The sequence below is a fragment of the Ectopseudomonas chengduensis genome, assembly GCF_900102635.1.
GTDB classification, from domain to species: Bacteria; Pseudomonadota; Gammaproteobacteria; order Pseudomonadales; family Pseudomonadaceae; genus Aquipseudomonas; species Aquipseudomonas chengduensis.
In genome coordinates this window covers 209,846-229,844 of sequence record NZ_FMZQ01000002.1, presented here as the reverse complement: position 1 = coordinate 229,844, position 19,999 = coordinate 209,846, and the positions used below count along the sequence as shown (strand labels likewise).

Annotated in this window: 22 protein-coding genes; 15 read left to right on the top strand and 7 right to left on the bottom strand. The window is 62.6% G+C overall.

Features of this window, described 5'->3' with window-relative positions; translation table 11 throughout:
- Positions 1-52: 52 nt before the first annotated feature.
- From BLS08_RS05650 to BLS08_RS05640, 3 genes are all read left to right on the top strand, one after another.
- A complete protein-coding gene (locus BLS08_RS05650; protein WP_017675026.1) occupies positions 53-346 on the top strand; it encodes a DUF1244 domain-containing protein in 294 nt (97 codons plus the stop codon).
- On the top strand, positions 343-684 hold the full coding sequence (locus tag BLS08_RS05645) for a HopJ type III effector protein (protein WP_017675027.1): 342 nt from the start codon (positions 343-345) through the stop codon (positions 682-684). The genes BLS08_RS05650 and BLS08_RS05645 overlap by 4 nt, the downstream gene beginning before the upstream one ends.
- Before the next feature lie 161 nt (positions 685-845).
- Complete coding sequence (locus BLS08_RS05640) at positions 846-1,433, top strand: putative glycolipid-binding domain-containing protein (RefSeq protein WP_017675028.1); 588 nt, start codon at positions 846-848, stop codon at positions 1,431-1,433.
- A 62-nt stretch (positions 1,434-1,495) separates the two neighbouring features.
- Here the strand turns inward: BLS08_RS05640 and BLS08_RS05635 are convergent, their stop codons facing one another.
- Both BLS08_RS05635 and BLS08_RS05630 read right to left on the bottom strand, forming a co-directional pair.
- Positions 1,496-1,825 (bottom strand): AzlD domain-containing protein, encoded by a 330-nt coding sequence (locus tag BLS08_RS05635; protein WP_017675029.1) that lies wholly within the window; start codon positions 1,823-1,825, stop codon positions 1,496-1,498.
- The gene (locus BLS08_RS05630) at positions 1,825-2,535 is read right to left on the bottom strand and encodes an AzlC family ABC transporter permease (protein ID WP_017675030.1); all 711 of its coding nucleotides are present in this window, start codon (positions 2,533-2,535) and stop codon (positions 1,825-1,827) included. The genes BLS08_RS05635 and BLS08_RS05630 overlap by 1 nt, the downstream gene beginning before the upstream one ends.
- 251 nt (positions 2,536-2,786) lie before the next feature.
- Between BLS08_RS05630 and BLS08_RS05625 the strand changes: the two genes are divergently transcribed.
- The 3 genes from BLS08_RS05625 to BLS08_RS05615 are packed head-to-tail and all read left to right on the top strand — an operon-like array spanning position 2,787 to position 6,377.
- Positions 2,787-4,199, top strand: coding sequence for a di-heme oxidoreductase family protein (locus BLS08_RS05625; protein ID WP_017675031.1), 1,413 nt, complete (start codon positions 2,787-2,789; stop codon positions 4,197-4,199).
- 10 nt (positions 4,200-4,209) lie between these two features.
- Positions 4,210-5,271 carry an imelysin family protein gene (locus BLS08_RS05620; protein ID WP_017675032.1) on the top strand — a complete coding sequence of 354 codons (1,062 nt, stop codon included), beginning with the start codon at positions 4,210-4,212 and terminating at the stop codon, positions 5,269-5,271.
- 2 nt (positions 5,272-5,273) lie between these two features.
- The gene (locus BLS08_RS05615) at positions 5,274-6,377 is read left to right on the top strand and encodes a DUF1513 domain-containing protein (RefSeq protein WP_017675033.1); all 1,104 of its coding nucleotides are present in this window, start codon (positions 5,274-5,276) and stop codon (positions 6,375-6,377) included.
- 5 nt (positions 6,378-6,382) lie between these two features.
- On the opposite strand, the gene BLS08_RS05610 is transcribed toward BLS08_RS05615, so the two are convergent.
- Entirely contained in the window at positions 6,383-7,408 is a 1,026-nt protein-coding gene (locus tag BLS08_RS05610; RefSeq protein ID WP_017675034.1) for a LacI family DNA-binding transcriptional regulator, read from the bottom strand.
- A gap of 375 nt (positions 7,409-7,783) precedes the next feature.
- On the opposite strand from BLS08_RS05610, the gene BLS08_RS05605 reads away from it, so the two are divergent.
- The 6 genes from BLS08_RS05605 to BLS08_RS05580 all read left to right on the top strand — a co-directional run bounded on the left by BLS08_RS05605 (position 7,784) and on the right by BLS08_RS05580 (position 13,468).
- Entirely contained in the window at positions 7,784-8,611 is an 828-nt protein-coding gene (locus BLS08_RS05605) for an NAD-dependent epimerase/dehydratase family protein (RefSeq protein ID WP_017675035.1), read from the top strand.
- A 52-nt stretch (positions 8,612-8,663) separates the two neighbouring features.
- Complete coding sequence (locus BLS08_RS05600; protein WP_017675036.1) at positions 8,664-9,539, top strand: SMP-30/gluconolactonase/LRE family protein; 876 nt, start codon at positions 8,664-8,666, stop codon at positions 9,537-9,539.
- Positions 9,540-9,616: 77 nt separating this feature from the next.
- Positions 9,617-10,591: a TRAP transporter substrate-binding protein gene (locus BLS08_RS05595; RefSeq protein ID WP_017675037.1), complete on the top strand. Its 975-nt coding sequence runs from the start codon at positions 9,617-9,619 to the stop codon at positions 10,589-10,591.
- 59 nt (positions 10,592-10,650) lie between these two features.
- Positions 10,651-11,178 (top strand): TRAP transporter small permease, encoded by a 528-nt coding sequence (locus BLS08_RS05590; RefSeq protein WP_017675038.1) that lies wholly within the window; start codon positions 10,651-10,653, stop codon positions 11,176-11,178.
- The gene (locus BLS08_RS05585) at positions 11,179-12,459 is read left to right on the top strand and encodes a TRAP transporter large permease (protein WP_017675039.1); all 1,281 of its coding nucleotides are present in this window, start codon (positions 11,179-11,181) and stop codon (positions 12,457-12,459) included.
- Between the two features lie 106 nt (positions 12,460-12,565).
- Positions 12,566-13,468: an EamA family transporter gene (locus BLS08_RS05580; RefSeq protein ID WP_017675040.1), complete on the top strand. Its 903-nt coding sequence runs from the start codon at positions 12,566-12,568 to the stop codon at positions 13,466-13,468.
- A 7-nt stretch (positions 13,469-13,475) separates the two neighbouring features.
- Here the strand turns inward: BLS08_RS05580 and BLS08_RS05575 are convergent, their stop codons facing one another.
- Entirely contained in the window at positions 13,476-14,231 is a 756-nt protein-coding gene (locus BLS08_RS05575) for a FadR/GntR family transcriptional regulator (protein WP_017675041.1), read from the bottom strand.
- A gap of 107 nt (positions 14,232-14,338) precedes the next feature.
- Between BLS08_RS05575 and BLS08_RS05570 the strand changes: the two genes are divergently transcribed.
- On the top strand, positions 14,339-15,214 hold the full coding sequence (locus BLS08_RS05570; RefSeq protein ID WP_017675042.1) for an aldose 1-epimerase: 876 nt from the start codon (positions 14,339-14,341) through the stop codon (positions 15,212-15,214).
- Positions 15,215-15,457: 243 nt separating this feature from the next.
- Positions 15,458-15,679: a hypothetical protein gene (locus BLS08_RS05565; protein WP_017675043.1), complete on the top strand. Its 222-nt coding sequence runs from the start codon at positions 15,458-15,460 to the stop codon at positions 15,677-15,679.
- A 139-nt stretch (positions 15,680-15,818) separates the two neighbouring features.
- Here BLS08_RS05565 and BLS08_RS05560 read toward each other — a convergent pair whose 3' ends face one another.
- The gene (locus BLS08_RS05560; protein WP_017675044.1) at positions 15,819-17,294 is read right to left on the bottom strand and encodes a helicase HerA-like domain-containing protein; all 1,476 of its coding nucleotides are present in this window, start codon (positions 17,292-17,294) and stop codon (positions 15,819-15,821) included.
- Between the two features lie 158 nt (positions 17,295-17,452).
- Between BLS08_RS05560 and BLS08_RS05555 the strand changes: the two genes are divergently transcribed.
- Positions 17,453-19,330, top strand: coding sequence for a methyl-accepting chemotaxis protein (locus tag BLS08_RS05555; protein WP_017675045.1), 1,878 nt, complete (start codon positions 17,453-17,455; stop codon positions 19,328-19,330).
- A 41-nt stretch (positions 19,331-19,371) separates the two neighbouring features.
- Here the strand turns inward: BLS08_RS05555 and BLS08_RS26285 are convergent, their stop codons facing one another.
- Entirely contained in the window at positions 19,372-19,545 is a 174-nt protein-coding gene (locus BLS08_RS26285; protein ID WP_017675046.1) for a hypothetical protein, read from the bottom strand.
- 16 nt (positions 19,546-19,561) lie between these two features.
- A complete protein-coding gene (locus tag BLS08_RS05550; protein ID WP_017675047.1) occupies positions 19,562-19,987 on the bottom strand; it encodes a CBS domain-containing protein in 426 nt (141 codons plus the stop codon).
- Positions 19,988-19,999: the final 12 nt, after the last annotated feature.

Below are 19,999 nucleotides of genomic sequence, written 5' to 3'. Positions count from 1 at the left end.
CTCTCCGGCAAGGCTCTTATCATCGCCGCCACCTATCCCCGGAGAGCCCACCATGACCGAGCAAGAACGCCTCGAACTGGAAGCTGCAGCCTTTCGCGCACTGGTGCAGCACCTGCGCAGCCGTCCTGACGTGCAGAACATCGAGCTGATGAACCTGGCCGGTTTCTGCCGCAACTGCCTGTCCAAATGGTACAAGGCCGCTGCCGACGACCTCGGTGTCGAGGTCAGCGCCGACCAGGCTCGCGAGACCGTGTACGGCATGCCTTATGCCGACTGGAAAGCCAAATATCAGAAAGAAGCCTCGGCCGAGCAGACAGCCGCATTTGCCAAAGGAAAGCCTGAATGACCGCTCTGAATACCCTGCGCAGCCGTCTGCAGCAGGATGACTACGCCTTCAGTGAAACCCTGGCCTTCGTCGCCGCGCACTACGACTATCAGCCCAGCGCCTTTCGTAACGGTGACGTGGAGAACGCGGCCGGACAGAACGAAGGCTCCTGCAAGACTCTGGGTCTGGCCCTGTTGGAGGGCTTGAGCAAGGACGAAGCGCTGCGTGCCTTCGGCGAGCACTACCGCAGCGTGCTGGCCACGCCGCAAGGCAGCGACCACGGCAACATCCGAGCGCTGATGGTGCATGGCCTGGACGGCGTGAAGTTCGAACAGCAACCGCTGAAGCCGAAAGCCTGAATCTATAGCGCAAAAACCTGCGCAACTGTCAGCAAAAGCTGACAGACATCACATCGCTGTCGCTTTATGCTGCGCGCCACAACAAACATGGAACACGAGGGAGCGTGTTCTGCGCGCTAGCGCCCTTCCCTCCTGTTTCGCGCTCGGCATGGAGTCGACCGATGCAGCAAACCCTGGTATGGAAACCCTGGTGCACCCCCGGCGTGGAGACCCTGCGCCTGAGTCAGGATGCCAATGGCATCCAGGCCACCAGCCACCTTATGCAGGTCATCAAGGGCAACAGCATCGTTGCCAACTACATGATCGAGTGCGATCCGCGCTGGCGCTTCCGCCGCCTCTGGCTCAAGGTCGATAACCACGGCCAGCGCAACCTCTGCCTACAGCGTGATCTGCGCGGCAATTGGCTGCTCAACGGCGAACCACGCCCTGATCTGCAGCAATGCCAACATGTCATGCTCTCGGCTTCGCCCTTCACCCACACCCCAGCCCTGCAACGCAGTGCGCTGGAGACCGGGCAGAGTGATGAGATGCAGGTCGCCTATATCGACATGCTCAGCTTCAAGGTGGAACCACGCCAGCAGCGCTACCAATGCCTGCGCCGCCGCCCCGGTGAGAGCCTCTACCGCAGCCAGGCCGAAGGTCATGCTCATGAAGAACTGAGCGTCGACGACCACGCGCTACTGCTCAAGGCTGACCAACAGTACCTGCGCTTGAGCCAGCGCGATCTGAAGATCAGCGCGCTGGTATAGCGGCCTTGCAACGGTCTACCCGGCTAGGGTGCGCCATGCGCACCAGGCCAGCTCCGCGCCATTCAGATAGGCAGTTGCCCAAACGCCCAGCGCAGCAAAAAGAACACCAGCAATCCACCACCGATGGTCGCCAGCAAATGCCGCGTTAAAGCGGCGATGGCAATGGCGGCCAGGCCCGCCAGCAGGTAGGCGTTGTTCCAGTTCAGCGCCCAGCTTTGTCCGTCCGGCATGAGCATGCCGGGCACGACAATGGCCGTCAGTACCGCAGTCGGCACGTAATGCAGCCCCTGCCTGATCAATGGCGGAAAACGCAGATCAGGGAACGCGAACAGGCTGTAGCGGGTGATGAAGGTGATCGCCAGCATCCCCAGAATCAGCAACCAGATATCCATCAGAGCAACTCCTCCTGCAGCGCCGGGTTACGCCGCTCCAACCACACGCCGACGACGATGCCACTGGCCGCAGCCGCCATCAGCCCAAGCTTGTAGGGCAAGGCATGGCAGAGCAGCGCCACGGCGCCCGCAACCAAGGCGGCCGCCACTTGCGGCTGATTGCGCAGCATCGGCACGACGATGCCGATGAAGGTCGCCAGCATGGCGAAATCCAGCCCCCACTCACCGATGTTCGGCACTGCCTGACCGAACAGCACGCCGACCAGCGTGCACAGCTGCCAGTTGCAGTACATGGCCAGGGCCGCGCCGAGAAAGTACCAATGGCGGTAGGCGCCCTTGTCACCACGCGCGTAGCGCTGCACTACCACCGCGTAGGCCTCGTCGGTAAGCCAGAAAGCCAGCGGCATGCGCCAGCGCTTGGGCAGATGGCGCACATATGGCTGCAGGCTGGCGCTATACAGGGCATGGCGCAGGTTGACCACGAAGGTGGTCAGCAACACCACGGCAATACCGGCGCCGCCGGTCAACAGACTGATGGCGATGAACTGCGCCGAACCGGCGAATACCAGCAAGGACATCCCCTGCGTCTGCCAGGGATCGAGCCCGGCAGCGCCTGCCAGGCTACCGAAGATGATGCCGAAGGGAATGGCGCCGAGCAGCATTGGCAGCATATCGCGGGCGCCCTGGGTGAATTCGTGTTGACGGGACATGGAACCTCCTTGGGCAGGCGAGCTTAGCCAAACGCATCTGCAAGGTCTTGAACGTTCTTGCTCTTAGTGGGCACCAATCCCTGAAGCCGCAGCGCTCGCATAAGCTTAAGTCCGGGAAGGAATGGGGTTGGCATCCAACTCACTCCCGCGACCTCTGGTCGCGCGCGGCTAACGCTAATCCATCTTATTTAAATTCCGTTAGCCTGCTAATCTTGACGCCCCGCTTTCTTGCCCGTTCGGATTGTTCCTCGATGTCGCCGCTCCAGCGCTGCCTGCTGCCCTTTCTGGCCCTGTCTTTGATCGCTTGCGAACAGCAGCCTGAATTCACCCAGGCAGAGCCTGGTGAACATCTCTCGGCCGGTGCGGCGACGGTGCGCAAGTTCGATCACAACGCCTTCTCCCTCCCCTCGGCCAACCTCGCACCCAGCCGTCGCCTGGATTTCGCAGTGGGCAACAGCTTCTTCCGCAACCCCTGGGTCACGGCGCCAGCCACCACCACCGCACGTGATGGCCTGGGCCCGCTGTTCAATACCAATGCCTGCCAGAACTGCCACATCAAGGATGGTCGCGGCCATCCGCCGGGGCCAGATGCGGTCAGCGCCGCCTCGATGCTGGTGCGTCTGTCACTGCCGGCCGGCCCCGAGCATGCCGAGTTGCTACAGCGCCAGGGCGTGGTGGCCGAGCCCACCTACGGCACTCAGTTGCAGGACATGGCCAACCCCGGCGTAGCGCCCGAGGGCAAGGTCCGCGTCACCTACAGCAGCGTGCCGGTGCGCTTCGCCGATGGCACCCTGGTGGAGCTGCGCAAACCTGAGCTGCAGATCAGCCAACTGGGCTATGGCGCCATGCATCCGGACACCCTGTTCTCCACGCGTATCGCCCCGCCGATGATCGGACTCGGCCTGCTCGAGGCCATTGCCGAAGCCGATATCCTGGCAGGCGCCGACCCGGACGACGCCGATGGCGACGGTATTTCCGGTCGCCCCAATCAGGTCTGGGACCGCCAGCAGCAGCGCAGTGTGCTCGGTCGTTTCGGCTGGAAGGCTGGCCAGCCCAATCTCAATCAGCAGAATGCCGATGCGTTCGCCAACGACATGGGCCTGACCAGTTCACTGATCCCCCATGACAACTGCACCCCGGCGCAAGCCGATTGCCTGGCCGCGCCCCATGGCGGCGAACCGGAGGTCAGCGACAATATCCTGGCCAGCGTGCTGTTCTACAGTCGTAACCTGGGCGTGCCGGCCCGGCGTGACGTCGATGCCCCCGAGGTGCTCAAGGGCAAGAGCCTGTTCCATCAGGCCGGCTGCCAGAAATGCCACACGCCCAGCTTCACTACGTCGGCCGCTGCCGCCGAGCCTGAACTGGCCAACCAGTTGATCCGTCCTTATACAGACATGCTGCTGCATGACATGGGCGAAGGCCTAGCCGATGGCCGCGAGGAGTTTCTCGCCAGCGGTCGCGAATGGCGCACGACGCCGTTGTGGGGCATTGGCCTGACGCAAGCGGTCAATGGTCACACTCAGTTCCTGCATGACGGCCGTGCACGCAACCTGCTGGAAGCCATTCTCTGGCACGGTGGCGAGGCCGAAGCGGCCAAACTGCATGTGCTGAAATTCGATGCCGACGAGCGAGCAGCGCTGCTCGCCTTCCTGAATTCTCTTTAAGGAGCCTGCGATGTTGCACAAAACCCTGATCGCCTCTCTGCTCGGCCTGGCCCTGGTCAGCTGCGGCCAGCAGGACCCGAAAGCCAAGGTCAGCGCGGCGCTGACCGATGGCGTGCTGCTGCCGGCCTACAGCAGCTGGCAGGAAGCCGATCGCCAGTTGGCCGTGAATGCCGAAGCCTTCTGCGCCGGCAACGCCGATCTGAGCACCGCTCGCCAGGCCTTTCTCGGCGCCCAAAGTGCCTGGGCCGGCTTGCAGCCGTTGCTGATCGGACCGCTGGCCGAAGGCAACCGCGCCTGGCAGATTCAGTTCTGGCCAGACAAGAAGAACCTGGTCCAGCGCCAGGTCGAAGCCCTGCTGAAGAACAAGCCGCAGTTGAGCGCGGATGACCTGTCCAATGCCAGCGTGGTGGTGCAGGGCCTGACCGCCTACGAATACATTCTCTTCGACCCCAATCTGGACCTCGCCCAGGCCGAGCAGAAAGCCCGCTACTGCCCGCTGTTGCAGGCCATCGGCAAGCACCAGCAAGCCCTGGCCGCGGAGATCGTCGGCGAGTGGCAAGCCAAACCTGGCATGGCCGAACAGCTGAAGCAGTTCCCCAACGAGCGCTACGCCGACGCCAATGAGGCCATCGCCGAACTGTTACGGGTGCAGGTCAGCGCCCTGGACGGCCTGAAGAAGAAGCTCGGTGCACCGATGGGCCGCCAGAGCAAGGGCATCGCCCAGCCTTACCAGGCCGAAGCCTGGCGCAGTGCCGCCAGCCTGGCCAACCAGGGTGCGGCGCTGGCCAACGCCGAACTGCTGTGGCACGGCAGCAACCGTGATGGCATTCAATCGTTACTGGGTGAGGATCAGGCCGACCTGGCAAAACGCATCGACGCCGCTTACCAGGACATCCGTCAGCGCCTGGCCGCACTCGACAGTCCCCTGGGTGAGCTGCTCGCCGATGAAGCCGGGCGCACCGCCCTGAACGAGCTGTACGACAGCCTCAATCGCCTGCACCGCCTGCAGGAAAGCGAGCTGGCCAAGGCGCTCGACGTGCAGATCGGCTTCAACGCCCACGACGGGGATTGAGTATGCAACGCAGAGCCTTCCTCGGCCTCAGTGCAGCCGCTGCCAGCCTCGCGGCGGCAGGCGCCTTCGGTGGCTGGACGCTGTTCGGCCCATCCGGCCAGCCGTTGCTGTTGTCAGCCCGTGACGACGGCAACGGCAACCACTACGCCGTCGGCTATCGCCTCGATGGTCAGCGCGCCTTCGCCACGCCGGTGAACGAACGCTGCCACGATGTGGTGCCGCACCCTGCCCTGCCGATGGCCCTGTTCGTCGGTCGCCGGCCGAGCACCGAGAGCTACCTGATCGACACCCGCGACGGCCGCCTGCTGCAAACACTTGCCTCGCCGGCCGGGCGCCACTTCAACGGCCACGCGGTGTTTCACAAAGGCGGCGAGTGGCTGTACACCACCGAAAACGACACCACCGAGCCAGGCCGGGGCATCATTGGCGTTTATCGCCTGCAGGGTGAGCAACTGCTGCGCGACGGTGAACACAGCAGCCATGGGGTCGGCCCGCACCAACTGTTGTGGATGCACGATGGCGAAACCCTGGTGGTGGCCAACGGCGGCATCCGCACCGAAGCGGAAAGCCGCGTGGAGATGAACCTCGACGCCATGCAGGCCAGCCTGGCGCTGATCAAGCGCGACGGCAGCCTGGTCAGCCAGGAGTATCTGGCCGACCAGCAGAACAGCATCCGCCACCTGGCTGTCGCGCGTGACGGCACGGTGGTCAGCGGCCAGCAGTACATGGGCGATCTGCATGATCAGGTGCCGCTGCTGGCGATCAAGCGCCCCGGCCAGCCGTTCCAGCCTTTTCCTCTGGGCGAGACGCAACGCGTGGCCATGAACCAGTACACCGCCAGCGTGGCCATTCACGACGACCTGCGCCTGCTGGCGCTGACCGCACCGCGCGGCAACCGCTTCTTCATCTGGGATCTGGACAGCGCTCAGGTGCGCCTGGATGTGCCATTGCCAGACTGTGCAGGCGTTGGCGCGGTTGCCGACGGTTTCGTCGTGACCTCGGGTCAGGGCCGTTGCCGCCTGTACGATTGCCGCGGCGAGCGCATCGTCACCAACGCCCTGAAGTTACCGGCCGGCTTGTGGGACAACCACCTGCGCCTGGCCTGAAAGGCTCAGGCGCTGCCGCGCTCGATCAGTTCGAACCCGACGTCTAGGCGCAGCGGCTGGCGCGCCGCTGCAGGCTCGGCGAAGCGCGCCAGCAGAGCATCGGCGATAGCGCAACCGATACGCGGCCCATCCACCCGCACGGTGGAAAGCGGCGGGTAAGTGTGCGCTGCGCTGGACAGGTCGCCGAAACCCATCACGGCAAGATCCTGAGGAATGCGCAGGCCACGGCTGAGTGCCTCGGCCATCACGCCTTGCGCCACCGTATCGGAACTGCAGACCACCACTTCGCCGGCCACATCTTCCTGCAGCAGACGCGCAAGACCTTCGCGGCCCACCGCCAAGGTCGCCGGTGCAGGCAGGATCTGCGCTGCCACGGGAGCTCTCATATGGCCCTGCAGCGCCTTCACCAGGCTTCGATAACGGCGCAGGCCGCGCGGGTCATCGATGCCCACGACCGAGACCCGGCGATAGCCCTTGCCGATCAGATAGCGCGCCACCGCCTGGCCCACAGCCTCGTGCGAAAAGCCGACCAGCATGTCCACCGGGTATTCGCACAGATCCCAGGCCTCGACCAGCGGAATGCCCACCCGCGCCAGGCGCTCACGGCTCGCCTGGGTATGTTCAGTGCCGGTCAGGACAATGCCATCCGGCCGACGCCCCAACACCGCCTCGAGCAAGGCCTCCTCCTGCTCGGGGCTGTAGCCGGTGAGGCCGAGCAAGGTCTGGTAGCCAGCAGCAGCCAGCCGGTCAGTCAGCGCCTGCACGGTGTCGGCGAAAATCGAATTGGCAATGGTTGGCAGGAAGATCGCCACCAGCCGGCTGCGACTGGACGCCAGAGAGCCTGCCGCGAGATTGGGCACATAGCCGGTCGCCCGCACCGCTTCCAGTACGCGCTTGCGGGTGGCATCGGTGACCACCTCGGGGCGCCCCAGTGCCCGCGATACGGTGATCGGCGACACCCCCGCGACCCTGGCGACATCAATCAGCGTCGGGGCCGCACTGCTGCGGATGCCAGCAGGTTTCCTGCCCATGTCACGCCTCCAGTCACTCGAGTGCTTCGCATAAGAAGACACTCCACCTCAGCCGAGATACGTTGTCATACAACTTTAGTCAAATACGCCCCGAGAAAACTGACCCCGCACCTGCCTGAGGCCACCCGCGCGTTGTTCGAATACTCTGTGCGAACACAATAAATTGCCGTAGTAGAGCCTACCGAGCCGCAGTTTACCTTGCCAACCATGGCTGTTTAACAGGTCAGACCCGCTCAGTGAAACGCAGACAAAACACCTCAATTTCCCCCCACTGTCGCGTTGACATTGCCTGGGTTGGTGCTGATAATCGACCCAAGTCATACGACAACGTATGACAAACCAATAACAACAAGCAACAAGAGTCCAGGCCCCGCCATGACCACGATATCCAGCGAACTGCGCCCCTTCAATCGCCTGCTGCTGACCGGCGCTGCCGGCGGACTGGGCAAGGTACTGCGCGAACGTCTGCGCCCCTACGCCAATATCCTGCGTCTGTCCGACATCGGTGAGATGGCCCCTGCTGCCGGCCCCCACGAAGAAGTGGTGCGTTGCGACCTGGCAGACAAAGCCGCCGTGCATCAACTGATCGAAGGCGTCGACGCCATCCTGCACTTCGGCGGTGTCTCGGTCGAGCGCCCCTTCGAAGAAATCCTCGGTGCCAACATCTGCGGCGTATTCCATGTCTACGAAGCGGCCCGCCGCCATGGCGTGAAACGCGTGGTGTTCGCCAGCTCCAACCACGTCATCGGCTTCTACAAGCAGGACGAACATCTCGACGCCAACTGTCTGCGCCGCCCGGATGGCTACTACGGCCTATCCAAGTCCTATGGCGAGGACATGGCCAGCTTCTACTTCGATCGCTACGGCATTGAAACCGTCAGCATCCGCATCGGCTCCTCGTTCCCCGAACCCGCCAATCGCCGCATGATGAGCACCTGGCTGAGCTACGACGACCTTACCCACCTGCTCGAACGCTGCCTCTATACCGAGAACGTCGGCCACACCGTGGTCTACGGCATGTCGGATAACCGCGATGTGTGGTGGGACAACAGCCAGGCCGCACACCTGGGCTTCGAGCCCAAGGACAGCTCGGAAGTGTTCCGCGACAAGGTGGAAGCGCAGCCGATGCCGGCCGCCGACGATCCGGCGCGCATCTACCAGGGCGGCGCCTTCGTTGCCGCCGGCCCGTTCGGCGACGACTGAACAGAACGCCGCAACCGCCCCAAGCCATAACAACAAGTAGAGCGCCACAGCCATGACAGCCGAACTGATTGTCGATGCGCGCAACGCCACGGGCGAAAGCCCGGTGTGGAACGCTGCCGAACAGGCTCTTTACTGGGCCGACATCCCTGCCGCACGCCTGCATCGCTGGTCCGCGGCAGATGGCCAGACGCAGAGCTGGCAGGCCGACGAGATGCTTGCCTGCATCGCCATGCACCCCGCTGGCGGCTGGCTCGCCGGCATGCAGAGCGGCATCTTCCATCTACGCCCGCAGGACGATGGCAGCGTACAGGCCGAGCGCCTGGCACAGGTCGAACATGCCCGCCCGCAGATGCGTTTCAACGACGGTCGCTGCGACCGCCAAGGCCGCTTCTGGGCCGGCACCATGCTGCTGGATATGGCCCAAGGTGCGCGCGTCGGCGCGCTGTATCGCTACGACGGCCAACTGCGACAGGTGCTCGACGACTTCATCGTGCCCAACGGCCTGGCCTTCAGCCCTGACGGCCGCACCATGTACCTCTCCGACTCGCACCCCAGCGTGCAGAGCGTCTGGGCCTTCGACTACGACACCGATAGCGGCACGCCGCACAACCGTCGCCTGTTCATCGACATGAAGCAGCATCCGGGTCGCCCGGACGGCGCAGCGATGGACGTCGATGGTTGCTACTGGATCTGCGGCAATGACGAAGGCTTGGTCCACCGTTTCACCCCGGATGGCCGACTCGATCGCTCGCTCGCCGTGCCGGTGAAGAAGCCCGCTATGTGCGCCTTCGGTGGCGCCGATCTGGACACCTTGTTCGTTACCTCGATCCGCCCCGGCGGCGACCTTTCCGACCAGCCTCTGGCCGGTGGTGTATTCGCCCTGCAAGCCGGCGTGTGCGGTATCGAGGAGCCTGCCTTCCAACCCTAATCCGATTCACCCCGGGCCGCTCGCGGCACCGGACTCACACTGCTGTACACCAACAACAACAAGACGGAGTTTTCCGCATGAACCTCAAACGTAAGTTGCTTCTCGCCACACTTCCGCTAGCGCTCGGTCTGTCCTCCTTCGTACAGGCCGAGATGACCCTGAAGATTGCCGAAATCCACCCTGCTGGCTACCCGACCGTAGTCGCCATGGAAAACCTCGGCAAGAAGCTGGAAGCTGCCACCAACGGCGATATCAAGTCCCGCATGTTCGCCGGCGGCGTTCTCGGCTCCGAGAAGGAAGTCATCGAGCAGACCCAGATCGGCGCCGTGCAGCTGACCCGCGTCAGCCTCGGTTCGGTCGGTTCGGTGGTTCCGGCCACCAACGTGTTCAACATGCCGTTCGTGTTCCGCGACGTCGACCACATGCGCAAGATCATCGACGGTGAGATCGGCCAGGAAATCCTCGACGCCATCACCAACTCCGACTTCAACATGGTCGGCCTGGCATGGATGGACGGCGGCAGCCGCAGCCTCTACACCAAGAAGCCGATACGCAGCATCGAAGACCTGAAAGGTATGAAGATCCGCGTAATGGGCAACCCGCTGTTCATCGACACCCTCAACGCCATGGGTGCAAACGGCATCGCCATGGACACCGGTGAAATCTTCAGTGCCCTGCAGAGCGGCGTGATCGACGGCGCCGAGAACAATCCGCCCACCCTGCTCGAGCACAACCATTTCCGCTCCGCCAAGTACTACACCCAGACCCACCACCTGATCCTGCCCGAGCCGTTGCTGATGTCCAAGACCACCTGGAACAAGCTGACGCCGGAACAGCAGGAACTGGTCAAGAAACTGGCCAAGGAAGCGCAACTGGAAGAGCGCCAACTGTGGGACGAGAAAAGCGCCAGCAGCGTAGAGAAACTCAAGGCTGAAGGCGTCGAATTCATCGAAATCGATACCAAGCCCTTCTACGACGCGACCGCCCCGGTTCGTGAGAAGTACGGCGCGCAGTTCGTTGAACTGATTCAGCGTATCGAAGCCGTTCAGTAATCCACGCGCAAGCGCGCGGCGCCGGCACCTCGCCTGCGCCGCGCAACCGGTGAAGTCTCATGAAAAACCTGGTTCTGGGCGTCAATGACGCCATCTACCGTGCCTGTATCGCGACCGCCGGCCTGGCGATCGTGATCATGGCTTTGATCATCCCCTGGGGCGTATTCAGCCGTTACGTGCTGGGTCAAGGACTGGGCTGGCCCGAGCCGATTTCAGTGCTATTGATGGTGCTGTTCACCTTCGTCGGTGCCGCTGCCGGCTACCGTGCAGGTGCCCACATGGCCGTGACCTCACTGACCGATCGCCTGCCACAAACCCTGGCACCGCTGATCACATTGTTCGTACGTCTGGTCATGGGCGGCATCGCGCTGTTCATGCTGATTTGGGGTTACAAGCTCTGCGTAGCAACCTGGAACCAGTACCTCAGCACCCTGCCCTCGGTACGTGTCGGCATCAGCTACATGCCAATCCCGGTGGGCGGTTTCATCACCCTCCTGTTCGTCATCGAACAACTGCTGTACGGCGATCAACATAAGCGCCGTGCCGTCGACTTCGAACACACTGAAGATTCCAAGGAGGCCGCGTAAATGGATGCCGCCATTCTTTTAGGCAGTTTCATTGTCCTTATCCTGCTACGCGTCCCCGTTGCTTATTCGCTTGGCGTTTCCGCACTGATCGGCGCCTGGTGGATCGATATCCCCCTGCACGCGGTGATGATCCAGATCGCCGGTGGCGTGAACAAATTCTCCCTGCTGGCCATTCCGTTTTTCGTCCTGGCCGGCGCGATCATGGCCGAGGGTGGCATGGCCCGGCGCCTGGTGGCGTTTGCCGGGGTGTTGATCGGTTTCGTCCGCGGCGGTCTGTCACTGGTCAACATCACCGCCTCGACCTTCTTCGGCGCCATCTCCGGCTCCTCCCTGGCCGATACCGCCTCGGTTGGTTCAGTGCTGATCCCGGAAATGGAAAAGAAGGGCTACCCACGTGAGTTCGCCACCGCCGTCACCGTATCCGGTTCGGTACAGGCGCTGCTCACCCCGCCCAGCCACAACTCGGTGATCTACTCGCTGGCGGCCGGTGGCACCGTATCCATCGCCGCGCTGTTCGTGGCCGGTATCGGCCCGGGTCTGCTGATGAGCGTAACCCTGGCCACGCTGTGCCTGTGGTTCGCCAAGAAGCGCAACTACCCGAAAGGCGAAGTGATTCCGCTGCGCCAGGCGCTGAAGATCTGCGTGGAAGCTCTGTGGGGCCTGATGACCATGTTCATCATCCTCGGCGGCATCCTCAGTGGCGTGTTCACCGCCACCGAGTCAGCGGCTGTCGCGGTGGTCTGGGCGTTCTTCGTGACCATGTTCATCTACCGCGACTACAAGTGGCGTGAACTGCCGAAGATGCTGCACCGCACCGTGCGCACACTGTCGATCGTGATGATCCTCATCGCCTTCGCAGCCGCGTTCGGCTACATCATGACCCTGATGCAGATTCCGTCGAAGATCACCACGGCATTCCTGACCTTCTCGGACAACCGCTACGTGATCCTGATGTGCGTCAACTTCATGCTGCTGGCCCTGGGCACGCTGATGGACATGGCGCCGCTGATCCTGATCCTCACCCCGATTCTGCTGCCGGTGGTGACCTCCTTCGGCGTCGATCCGGTGCACTTCGGCATGATTATGCTGGTCAACCTCGGTATTGGACTGATCACGCCACCGGTAGGTGCGGTACTCTTCGTTGGCGCTGCAATCGGCAAGGTCACCATCGAGAACACCGTGAAGGCACTGCTGCCGTTCTACGCCGCGCTGTTCATGGTGCTGATGGCCGTGACCTACATTCCAGCCATCTCGCTGTGGCTGCCCAGCGTCGTGCTCTGATTCAGTGATCGCAGGCATTGATTAGCCGCCCCGCTTGCGGGGCTACCTCATCCAACCCGAGCCGCCGCCTGGCGGCTCTCGCTTTATAAGGACGTATCGCTCTGCCATGTCAGCAACCCCGTTTCCCCGGCATATCGCCGCGCTGATCCTCGCCACCCTGGCCTGCTCCTTCGCTGGCAACCACATCGCCGCGCGTATCGCCTTCGACCACGACACCGGTCTGCTGATGGCAATGCTCTGCCGCTCCGGGGGCACCCTGCTGGTACTCGCCGCGCTGGTGCTATGGCAACGTGACTCGCTGCGCCTGAGCCGCAGCACATGGGGCTGGCAGTTGGTGCTGGGGCTGCTGATCGCGGTGCAGAGCTTTTGCATCTACTCGGCAGTGGCACGCATCCCGGTAGGCCTGGCATTGCTGGTGGTGAACCTCTCGCCGATCCTGCTGGCGCTGCTCACCTGGGCACTCGGTGGCGCGGCGCCAACCGGCCGCGCCGCGATGATCATGGGCCTGATCCTGTTCGGTCTGGTGCTGGTGCTGGATGTGCCGGCGCGCCTGTCCGGCGAGGCTCAGCTCGACGCGCGCTGGGTCGAAGGGGTGCTGTTCAGCCTGACTGCTGCGGGGGTCTTCGCCGTTGCGCTGTGGATTACCGAACATCGATTGTCAGTCATGCCCGGACGAGTGCGCAGCATGCTGACCATGGCGGTGGTCTTCAGTGCCTCGGCCCTGGCGGGTGCCAGCGGTGCACTGCCCGGCGGCCTGGGTCTGCCCAACGCGGCGGCCGGCTGGATCGCCCTGGCCTGCCTGGTGCTGCTCTATGGCACGGCGTTCTCGATGCTGTTCATCCTGATGCCGCGCCTGGACATTGCCCGCAACGCGCCGGTGATGAACATGGAACCAGTAGCCGGCATGCTGCTGGGCTGGCTGGTGCTCGGCCAGTTGCTCGGCCCGCTGCAGGTGCTTGGCGGGCTGATCGTGGTGGGCGGGATTGTCTTGCTGGCTTACCGCCGCTAGCGGCTGCTCAGCCGTGCAGCGCTTCGGCCTCGGCCGCTTCGTGCGCCTGACGCAGGCGCTCGCGGCTGTTGGTCAGGTGCAGACGCATCGCTGCCCGCGCCGCCTCGGCATCCTGGCGCGCGATGGCTTCGAAGATCTGCTCGTGCTCACGCTCCAGGCGCGCCATGTAGTGGGCCTGATCGTCACGCGCCAGGCTGGCGGAATTGACCCGGGTACGCGGGATGATGCTGGTACCCAGATGACTGAGAATATCGGTGAAGTAACGGTTGCCGGTGGCCTCGGCAATACGCAGATGAAAATGAAAGTCCGAGGACACGGCATCGCTGGCATGCATCGCGCTCTCGTTGATGGCATCCAGTGCCTCGCGAATGGCCTTCAGTTGCACGTCATTACGACGCTGAGCCGCCATCCCGGCAGACTCCACCTCGAGACTGATACGCAGCTCAAGAATGGCCAGCACGTCGCGCAAGGTGACGATGGTCGCCGGGTCGATGCGAAAACCACTGGCGCTGGGCGTGTCCAGCACGAAAGTACCGATGCCATGACGGGTCTCGACCAGACCGGCTGCCTGCAGACGCGACAGAGCCTCGCGCACCACGGTACGGCTGACGCCCTGCTCTTCCATGATCGCCGACTCCGTCGGCAGCTTCTCACCGCGCTTGATCAGCCCATCGCGAATGCGCTGCGACAGATCGGCTACCAGCTCCTGGGCCAGGCTGCGGTGCTTGCGACGAGCACGAGGTTGAGCGTTTTGCGTTTCCATGGTGGACGGACTCTCGACTTAAGACTTGAGGCTTTGCCGTAATGATAGCCCAGCAGTTGTACGATGACACTATGAATTCCCGACAAATAACGCCCTAGGAGCGTCAAATGCCAACGACTCTGCTGACCCTGCGCGATAGCCTGACACAGTTGACTCTCGCCCCGGAACTGGGCGCAAGCCTGGTCAACTGGGTGCGCCTCAGCGACGGCCAGCCACTGCTGCGTCACAGCGATGAACAGGCGCTGGCTGCCGCCAATCCCAGACGCCTGGCCTGCTACCCGTTGCTACCCTGGTCCAACCGCATTGGCGGAGGCGGTTTCGCCACCCCTGACGGCTGGCAAGCGCTGGGCGCCAACACCGAACACGAAGCACTGCCGATACACGGCAGTGCCTGGCAACAACCCTGGAAGATAGTCAATGCGACGTCCGACAGCGCCAGCCTGGAACTGCATAGCCAATTGCCCTTTCCCTATCACGCCACTCTCGACGTACAACTCACTGACGGCTGTCTGCGCCTGACGTTACAAGCCACCCATCTTGGCGAACAGCCCACCTGGTATGGGCTCGGCCTGCATCCTTATCTGCCGCGCACTGCGCACACCCGCGTACAGGCGCAGGCAGGCGGCGTCTGGTTATGCGGCGAAGACAAACTTTCCAGTCAGTGGGTCGAATTGCCACAGGCCTGGAACTTCTCCGAGCCCACCCTGTTGCCGCGACAACTTGTCGACAATGCGTTTACCCAATGGCCGGGGCGCGCTTGCATCATTCAACCCGAGGCGGGTTATCAACTCATCTGCGAGGCGCAGGGCAGCAATGTGTTTCTGTTGTTCTGCCCAGAAGCGCAGAACTTCTTCTGCTTCGAGCCGGTCACTCATCCGGTCAACGCACATCATCTAGCGGGGCGACCAGGGCTACATTTACTGGCAGCAGAGCAAAGTGTTCAGATGAGTTTCAGCCTGCGCTACCAGGCGCTTGCGGACTGATCACTGGACATTTAAAGGGCATTGGCGATAATACCGCCAGTTGCCCAATGCAACTTTTCTCGGAAAAAAGTTACAGATAGATAAGTAACTGAAGAGAAAGGAGAAAGATGCAAAGCGTGAAACTTTGCAAACTTTTCTCCCAGCCAACCAAGGCGAAGCACTTTAGATTGATCCCTCAGCGCAACAGTGAAACCTGATGTTTCGGCTGTCGTGTGGGTCGATCACAACCTACAGGTAAAAACAGTGACGAAAGACGAACTGCGCGCCGAACTCGAGCGCCAGGCGCAGCGTTACAAGGATGTATACGGCGGAGAAGTCATCACTTACGCCGCTCAGCCGGACCCCGACCGCAAACCCTGGCGCAAGAAGCCCAGTCTGCTCGACCAGGCCTTCGAGAAAGAAATCGAGAAAATCGAGAAAGAACGCCAGGACAAGCAGGACGCTGCCGACGAAACCGCCGGCTAGCGACACTCCCCCAGGTTCCCCCACAGCCGGGGGAAGTTCTGAAAAAGGCTTTCTACAGCCACTGCGCGAAGGCGAGAGTCCAATTGCTCTGGAGCTCTGGATTCCCGCCTGCGTGGGAATGACGATTTTTCAGCGCTTGCTAACGCTTCCTGCTACCCGTCAGCGACCCCATCAGCCCCCGCACCAGTTGCCGGCCAATCTGGTTGGCGGCCTGACGCAACGCGCTCTTCATCGCGCTGCCAAGCAGGTCGCTGGCCATGTCGCCTAACCCCGGTTCCGCCTTCTGTTTCCCCGCCACCTTGACTGGCGCGTCATTGCGCGCCTGCTCGGCACGCGCGGTGAGCAGCTCATAGGCCGACTCGCGGTCGACAGGCTTGTCGTAGCGCCCAGCCAACGGCGACTGGCGCACCAATGCTGCACGCTCGGACTCATTCAGCGGGCCGATGCGCGACTGCGGTGGCGCGATGGCCACGCGCTGAACCATCGCCGGCGTGCCTTTTTCCTCCAACGTGCCAACCAACGCCTCGCCAATGCCCAGTTCAGTCAGCACACTGAGCGTGTTGAACGCCGGGTTCGGGCGAAAACCATCGGCCACTGCACGCAGGGCCTTCTGCTCCTTGGCCGTGAACGCGCGCAGGCCGTGCTGAATACGCAGACCTAACTGAGCCAGGACATCATCCGGCAGGTCGCTCGGCGACTGGGTGACGAAATACACCCCAACGCCCTTGGAGCGAATCAGCCGCACCACCTGTTCCAGACGCTCCTGCAGCGCCTTGGGCGTTCCCTGAAACAGCAGGTGCGCCTCGTCGAAGAACAGCGCCAGTACCGGTTTGTCCGCATCACCGCGCTCCGGCAGTTGCTCGAACAGTTCGGCCAACAACCACAACAGGAAGGTCGCGTACACCTTGGGCGCCTCATGCACCAGGCGGGAGGCATCGAGCAGATGCACGCGCCCGCGGCCATCACGGTCAGGGTGTAGAAGGTCTTCGAGCTGCAACGCCGGCTCGCCGAACAGGGCCTCGGCGCCCTGCTGCTCCAGCCCTGCCAGGCGACGTAACAACGCCTGTGCCGAGGTACTGGTGAACAGCGCACTGTCCGCGCCCAGCACTTGCGCATTGTCCTTGAGATAGCCGAGCAGCGCCTTCAGGTCTTTCAGGTCGAGCAACAACAGACCTTCACGATCAGCCACCTTGAACGCTGCGTAGAGAGCGGCCTGCTGGCTGTCAGTCAGCTCGAGCAGGGCACCGAGCAGCAACGGCCCCATCTCGCTGAGCGTGGTGCGCAGCGGGTGGCCGCTCTGGCCATGTACGTCCCACAGCGTCACCGGGTAGGCCTGCGGCTGGTGATTGAGCCAGGGCATGCTGGCGATGCGCTCGGCGACCTTACCTTGCGGTGCGCCAGCAGCGCCCAGGCCACACAGATCACCTTTGACATCAGCGGCGAACACCGCCACCCCGGCGTCACTGAAGGTCTCAATCAGCCGTTGCAGGGTCACCGTCTTGCCGGTGCCGGTGGCACCGGCAATAAGACCGTGACGGTTGGCCAGGCGCAAAGGCTGACCAACCGCCTGACCATCACTGCCAGCACCCAATACGAACTGTGAATTCAAAGGCATCTTGCCATCCCCTGGGTTAAAGCTTTACTGCAGTTATACCGATACAAACAGCAGAACAAATACCCATCCCATCTGCCGCAACAGCCCGCGAAAACGCTCTTATAAGCGCAGCCGTGGAATACAAGACTGGTTCCAGAGCCATCCGGACGCAAGACAACATGAGCAAAAACCTGCAGTTCAGCCACAAGATTCTGCTCGCAGCATCGCTGGTGGTGATAGTCGCCTTCTCCCTGTTCACCCTCTACAACGATTACCTGCAACGCAACGCCATCCGTGAAGACCTGGAAAGCTACCTGCAGGAGATGGGCAATGTGACCGCCAGCAACATCCAGAACTGGCTGTCGGGGCGCATCCTGCTGGTGGAAAGCACAGCGCAGTCGATCAGCAACGACAGCGAGCCGGATCGCGTGGTCAAACTGCTGGAGCAGAAGGCGCTGACCTCTTCATTCGCCTTTACATATCTGGGCACCGAAAGCGGCGGTTTCACCATGCGCCCGGACGAGCAGATGCCCGCTGACTATGACCCACGTACGCGCCCCTGGTACAAGGACGCCCTGGCCGCTGGCGGCACCACCCTTACCGAGCCTTACGTCGATGCCGCCACCGGTGAGCTGATCATCACCATCGCTACCCCGGCCAGGCCCGCTGGCGTGGTCGGTGGCGACCTCAGCCTGCAGACGCTGGTGAACATCATCAACGCGTTGGATTTCGACGGCATCGGCTACGCCTTCCTGGTCAGCGCCGACGGCAAGGTTCTGGTGCACCCGGACAAGAACCTGGTGATGAAGAACCTCAAGGACATCTATCCGCAGAACACCCCGCGCATCAGCAGTGAATTCAGCGAAGCGCAGCTCGATGGCGACACCCGCATCCTCACCTTCACCCCGGTCAAGGGCCTGCCCTCGGTCAGCTGGCATATCGGCCTGTCGATCGACAAGGCCAAGGCCTATTCCATGCTCACCGAGTTCCGCGCCTCGGCCATCATCGCCACGGTGATCGCCGTGGTGCTGATCATCGCCCTGCTCGGCCTGCTGATCCGGGTGCTGATGCAGCCGCTGACCGCCATGGGCAAGGCCATGGAGGATATTGCCAAGGGCGAAGGCGACCTGACCAAGCGTCTGGCGATCCAGTCCAACGACGAATTCGGCGCCCTGGCGCGCTCTTTCAATCAGTTCGTCGAACGTATCCACAGCTCGATCCGTGAAGTGTCATCGGCCACCGTCCAGGTCAACGAAGTAGCCAAGCTGGTGGTCAATGCCTCCAACTCCTCGATGGTCAACTCCGACGAACAGGCCAGCCGCACCAACAGCGTGGCAGCTGCCATCAATCAGCTCGGCGCGGCTGCACAGGAAATCGCCCGCAACGCCGCCGACGCCTCGAGCCAGGCATCGGATGCCCGCCATCAGGCAGAAGACGGCGGCAAGGTGGTGCAGCAAGCGATCCGTTCGATGAGTGAACTGTCGAACAAGATCAGCGACGCCTGCGCCAAGATCGAGATGCTCAACAGCAAGACCGTGGACATCGGCCAGATCCTCGAGGTGATCAAGAGCATCTCCCAGCAGACCAACCTGCTGGCACTCAACGCCGCCATCGAGGCGGCTCGTGCCGGCGAGGCCGGACGCGGTTTCGCCGTGGTCGCCGATGAGGTGCGCAACCTGGCGCACCGCACCCAGGAGTCGGCGCAGGAAATCGAGAAAATGATCGAGGAACTGCAGGTCGGTTCGCGAGAATCGGTCACCACCATGACCGAGAGCCAGCGCTACAGCGAAGAAAGCGTGGACATCGCCAACCAGGCCGGCGAACGCCTAGGCACGGTGACCGCCCGTATCGGCGAGATCGATGGGATGAACCAGTCGGTGGCCACCGCCACCGAAGAACAGACCTCGGTAATCGAGTCACTGAACATGGACATCATCGAGATCAACACCCTCAACCAGGAGGGCGTGGAAAACCTGCAGGCCACCCTGCGCGCCTGCGGCGATCTGGAGCAACAGGCCGCACGCCTCAAGCAGATGGTCGACAGCTTCCGAATCTGAAACAGCCAGTAACAAGAAGGGCGCCACGGCGCCCTTCTCGATTATCGCTCAGGTTTGTCTTCGGCCTGCTCCTGCAGCTGACGCCACAGTTCGGCGGCATCGGCGAACTCGGTCCCATCCTCTTCGCTCAGCGCATCAGGGTCGTATCGCCTTACACAGCCTTCGCCCAGGGTCGGCGGCGCCTTTGAGGTGGCCTTTTCCAGTGGGTCGGTCATGCCGTTCGAGCCTCCATCAGCTGACTTCCAGGGAGCCCTGCTCGTGCTGGGCAAACTCCTTCACCGCGCGCAACACGTCGCAACGGCTGATCTGCCCCACCAGGCGACCGTGCTCGATTACCGGCAAACGCCGCCGCCGTCCCCGCAGAAAACGCTCGGACAACTCGATGATGTCGGCCTCAGGGGTGACCGTCTCCACCTCGGTGGTCATGTAAGTGCTGACTGTCCCGCCGATTGCCTCGTAATAGGCGCCGGAGAGAATGCCACGCAGACAATCACCCTCCGACAGCAGGCCTATCAGGTGGCCTTGGGAATCGACCACCGGCGCACCGGAAATCCGGTGTTCCAGCAATCGATTGATGGCGGTGAACAGATCGGTATCCGACCTGAAGGTCACCAGATGGCGAGTCATGTAGTCGCGCACCTTGATGGACTTGAGCATGGGCGTTCTCCT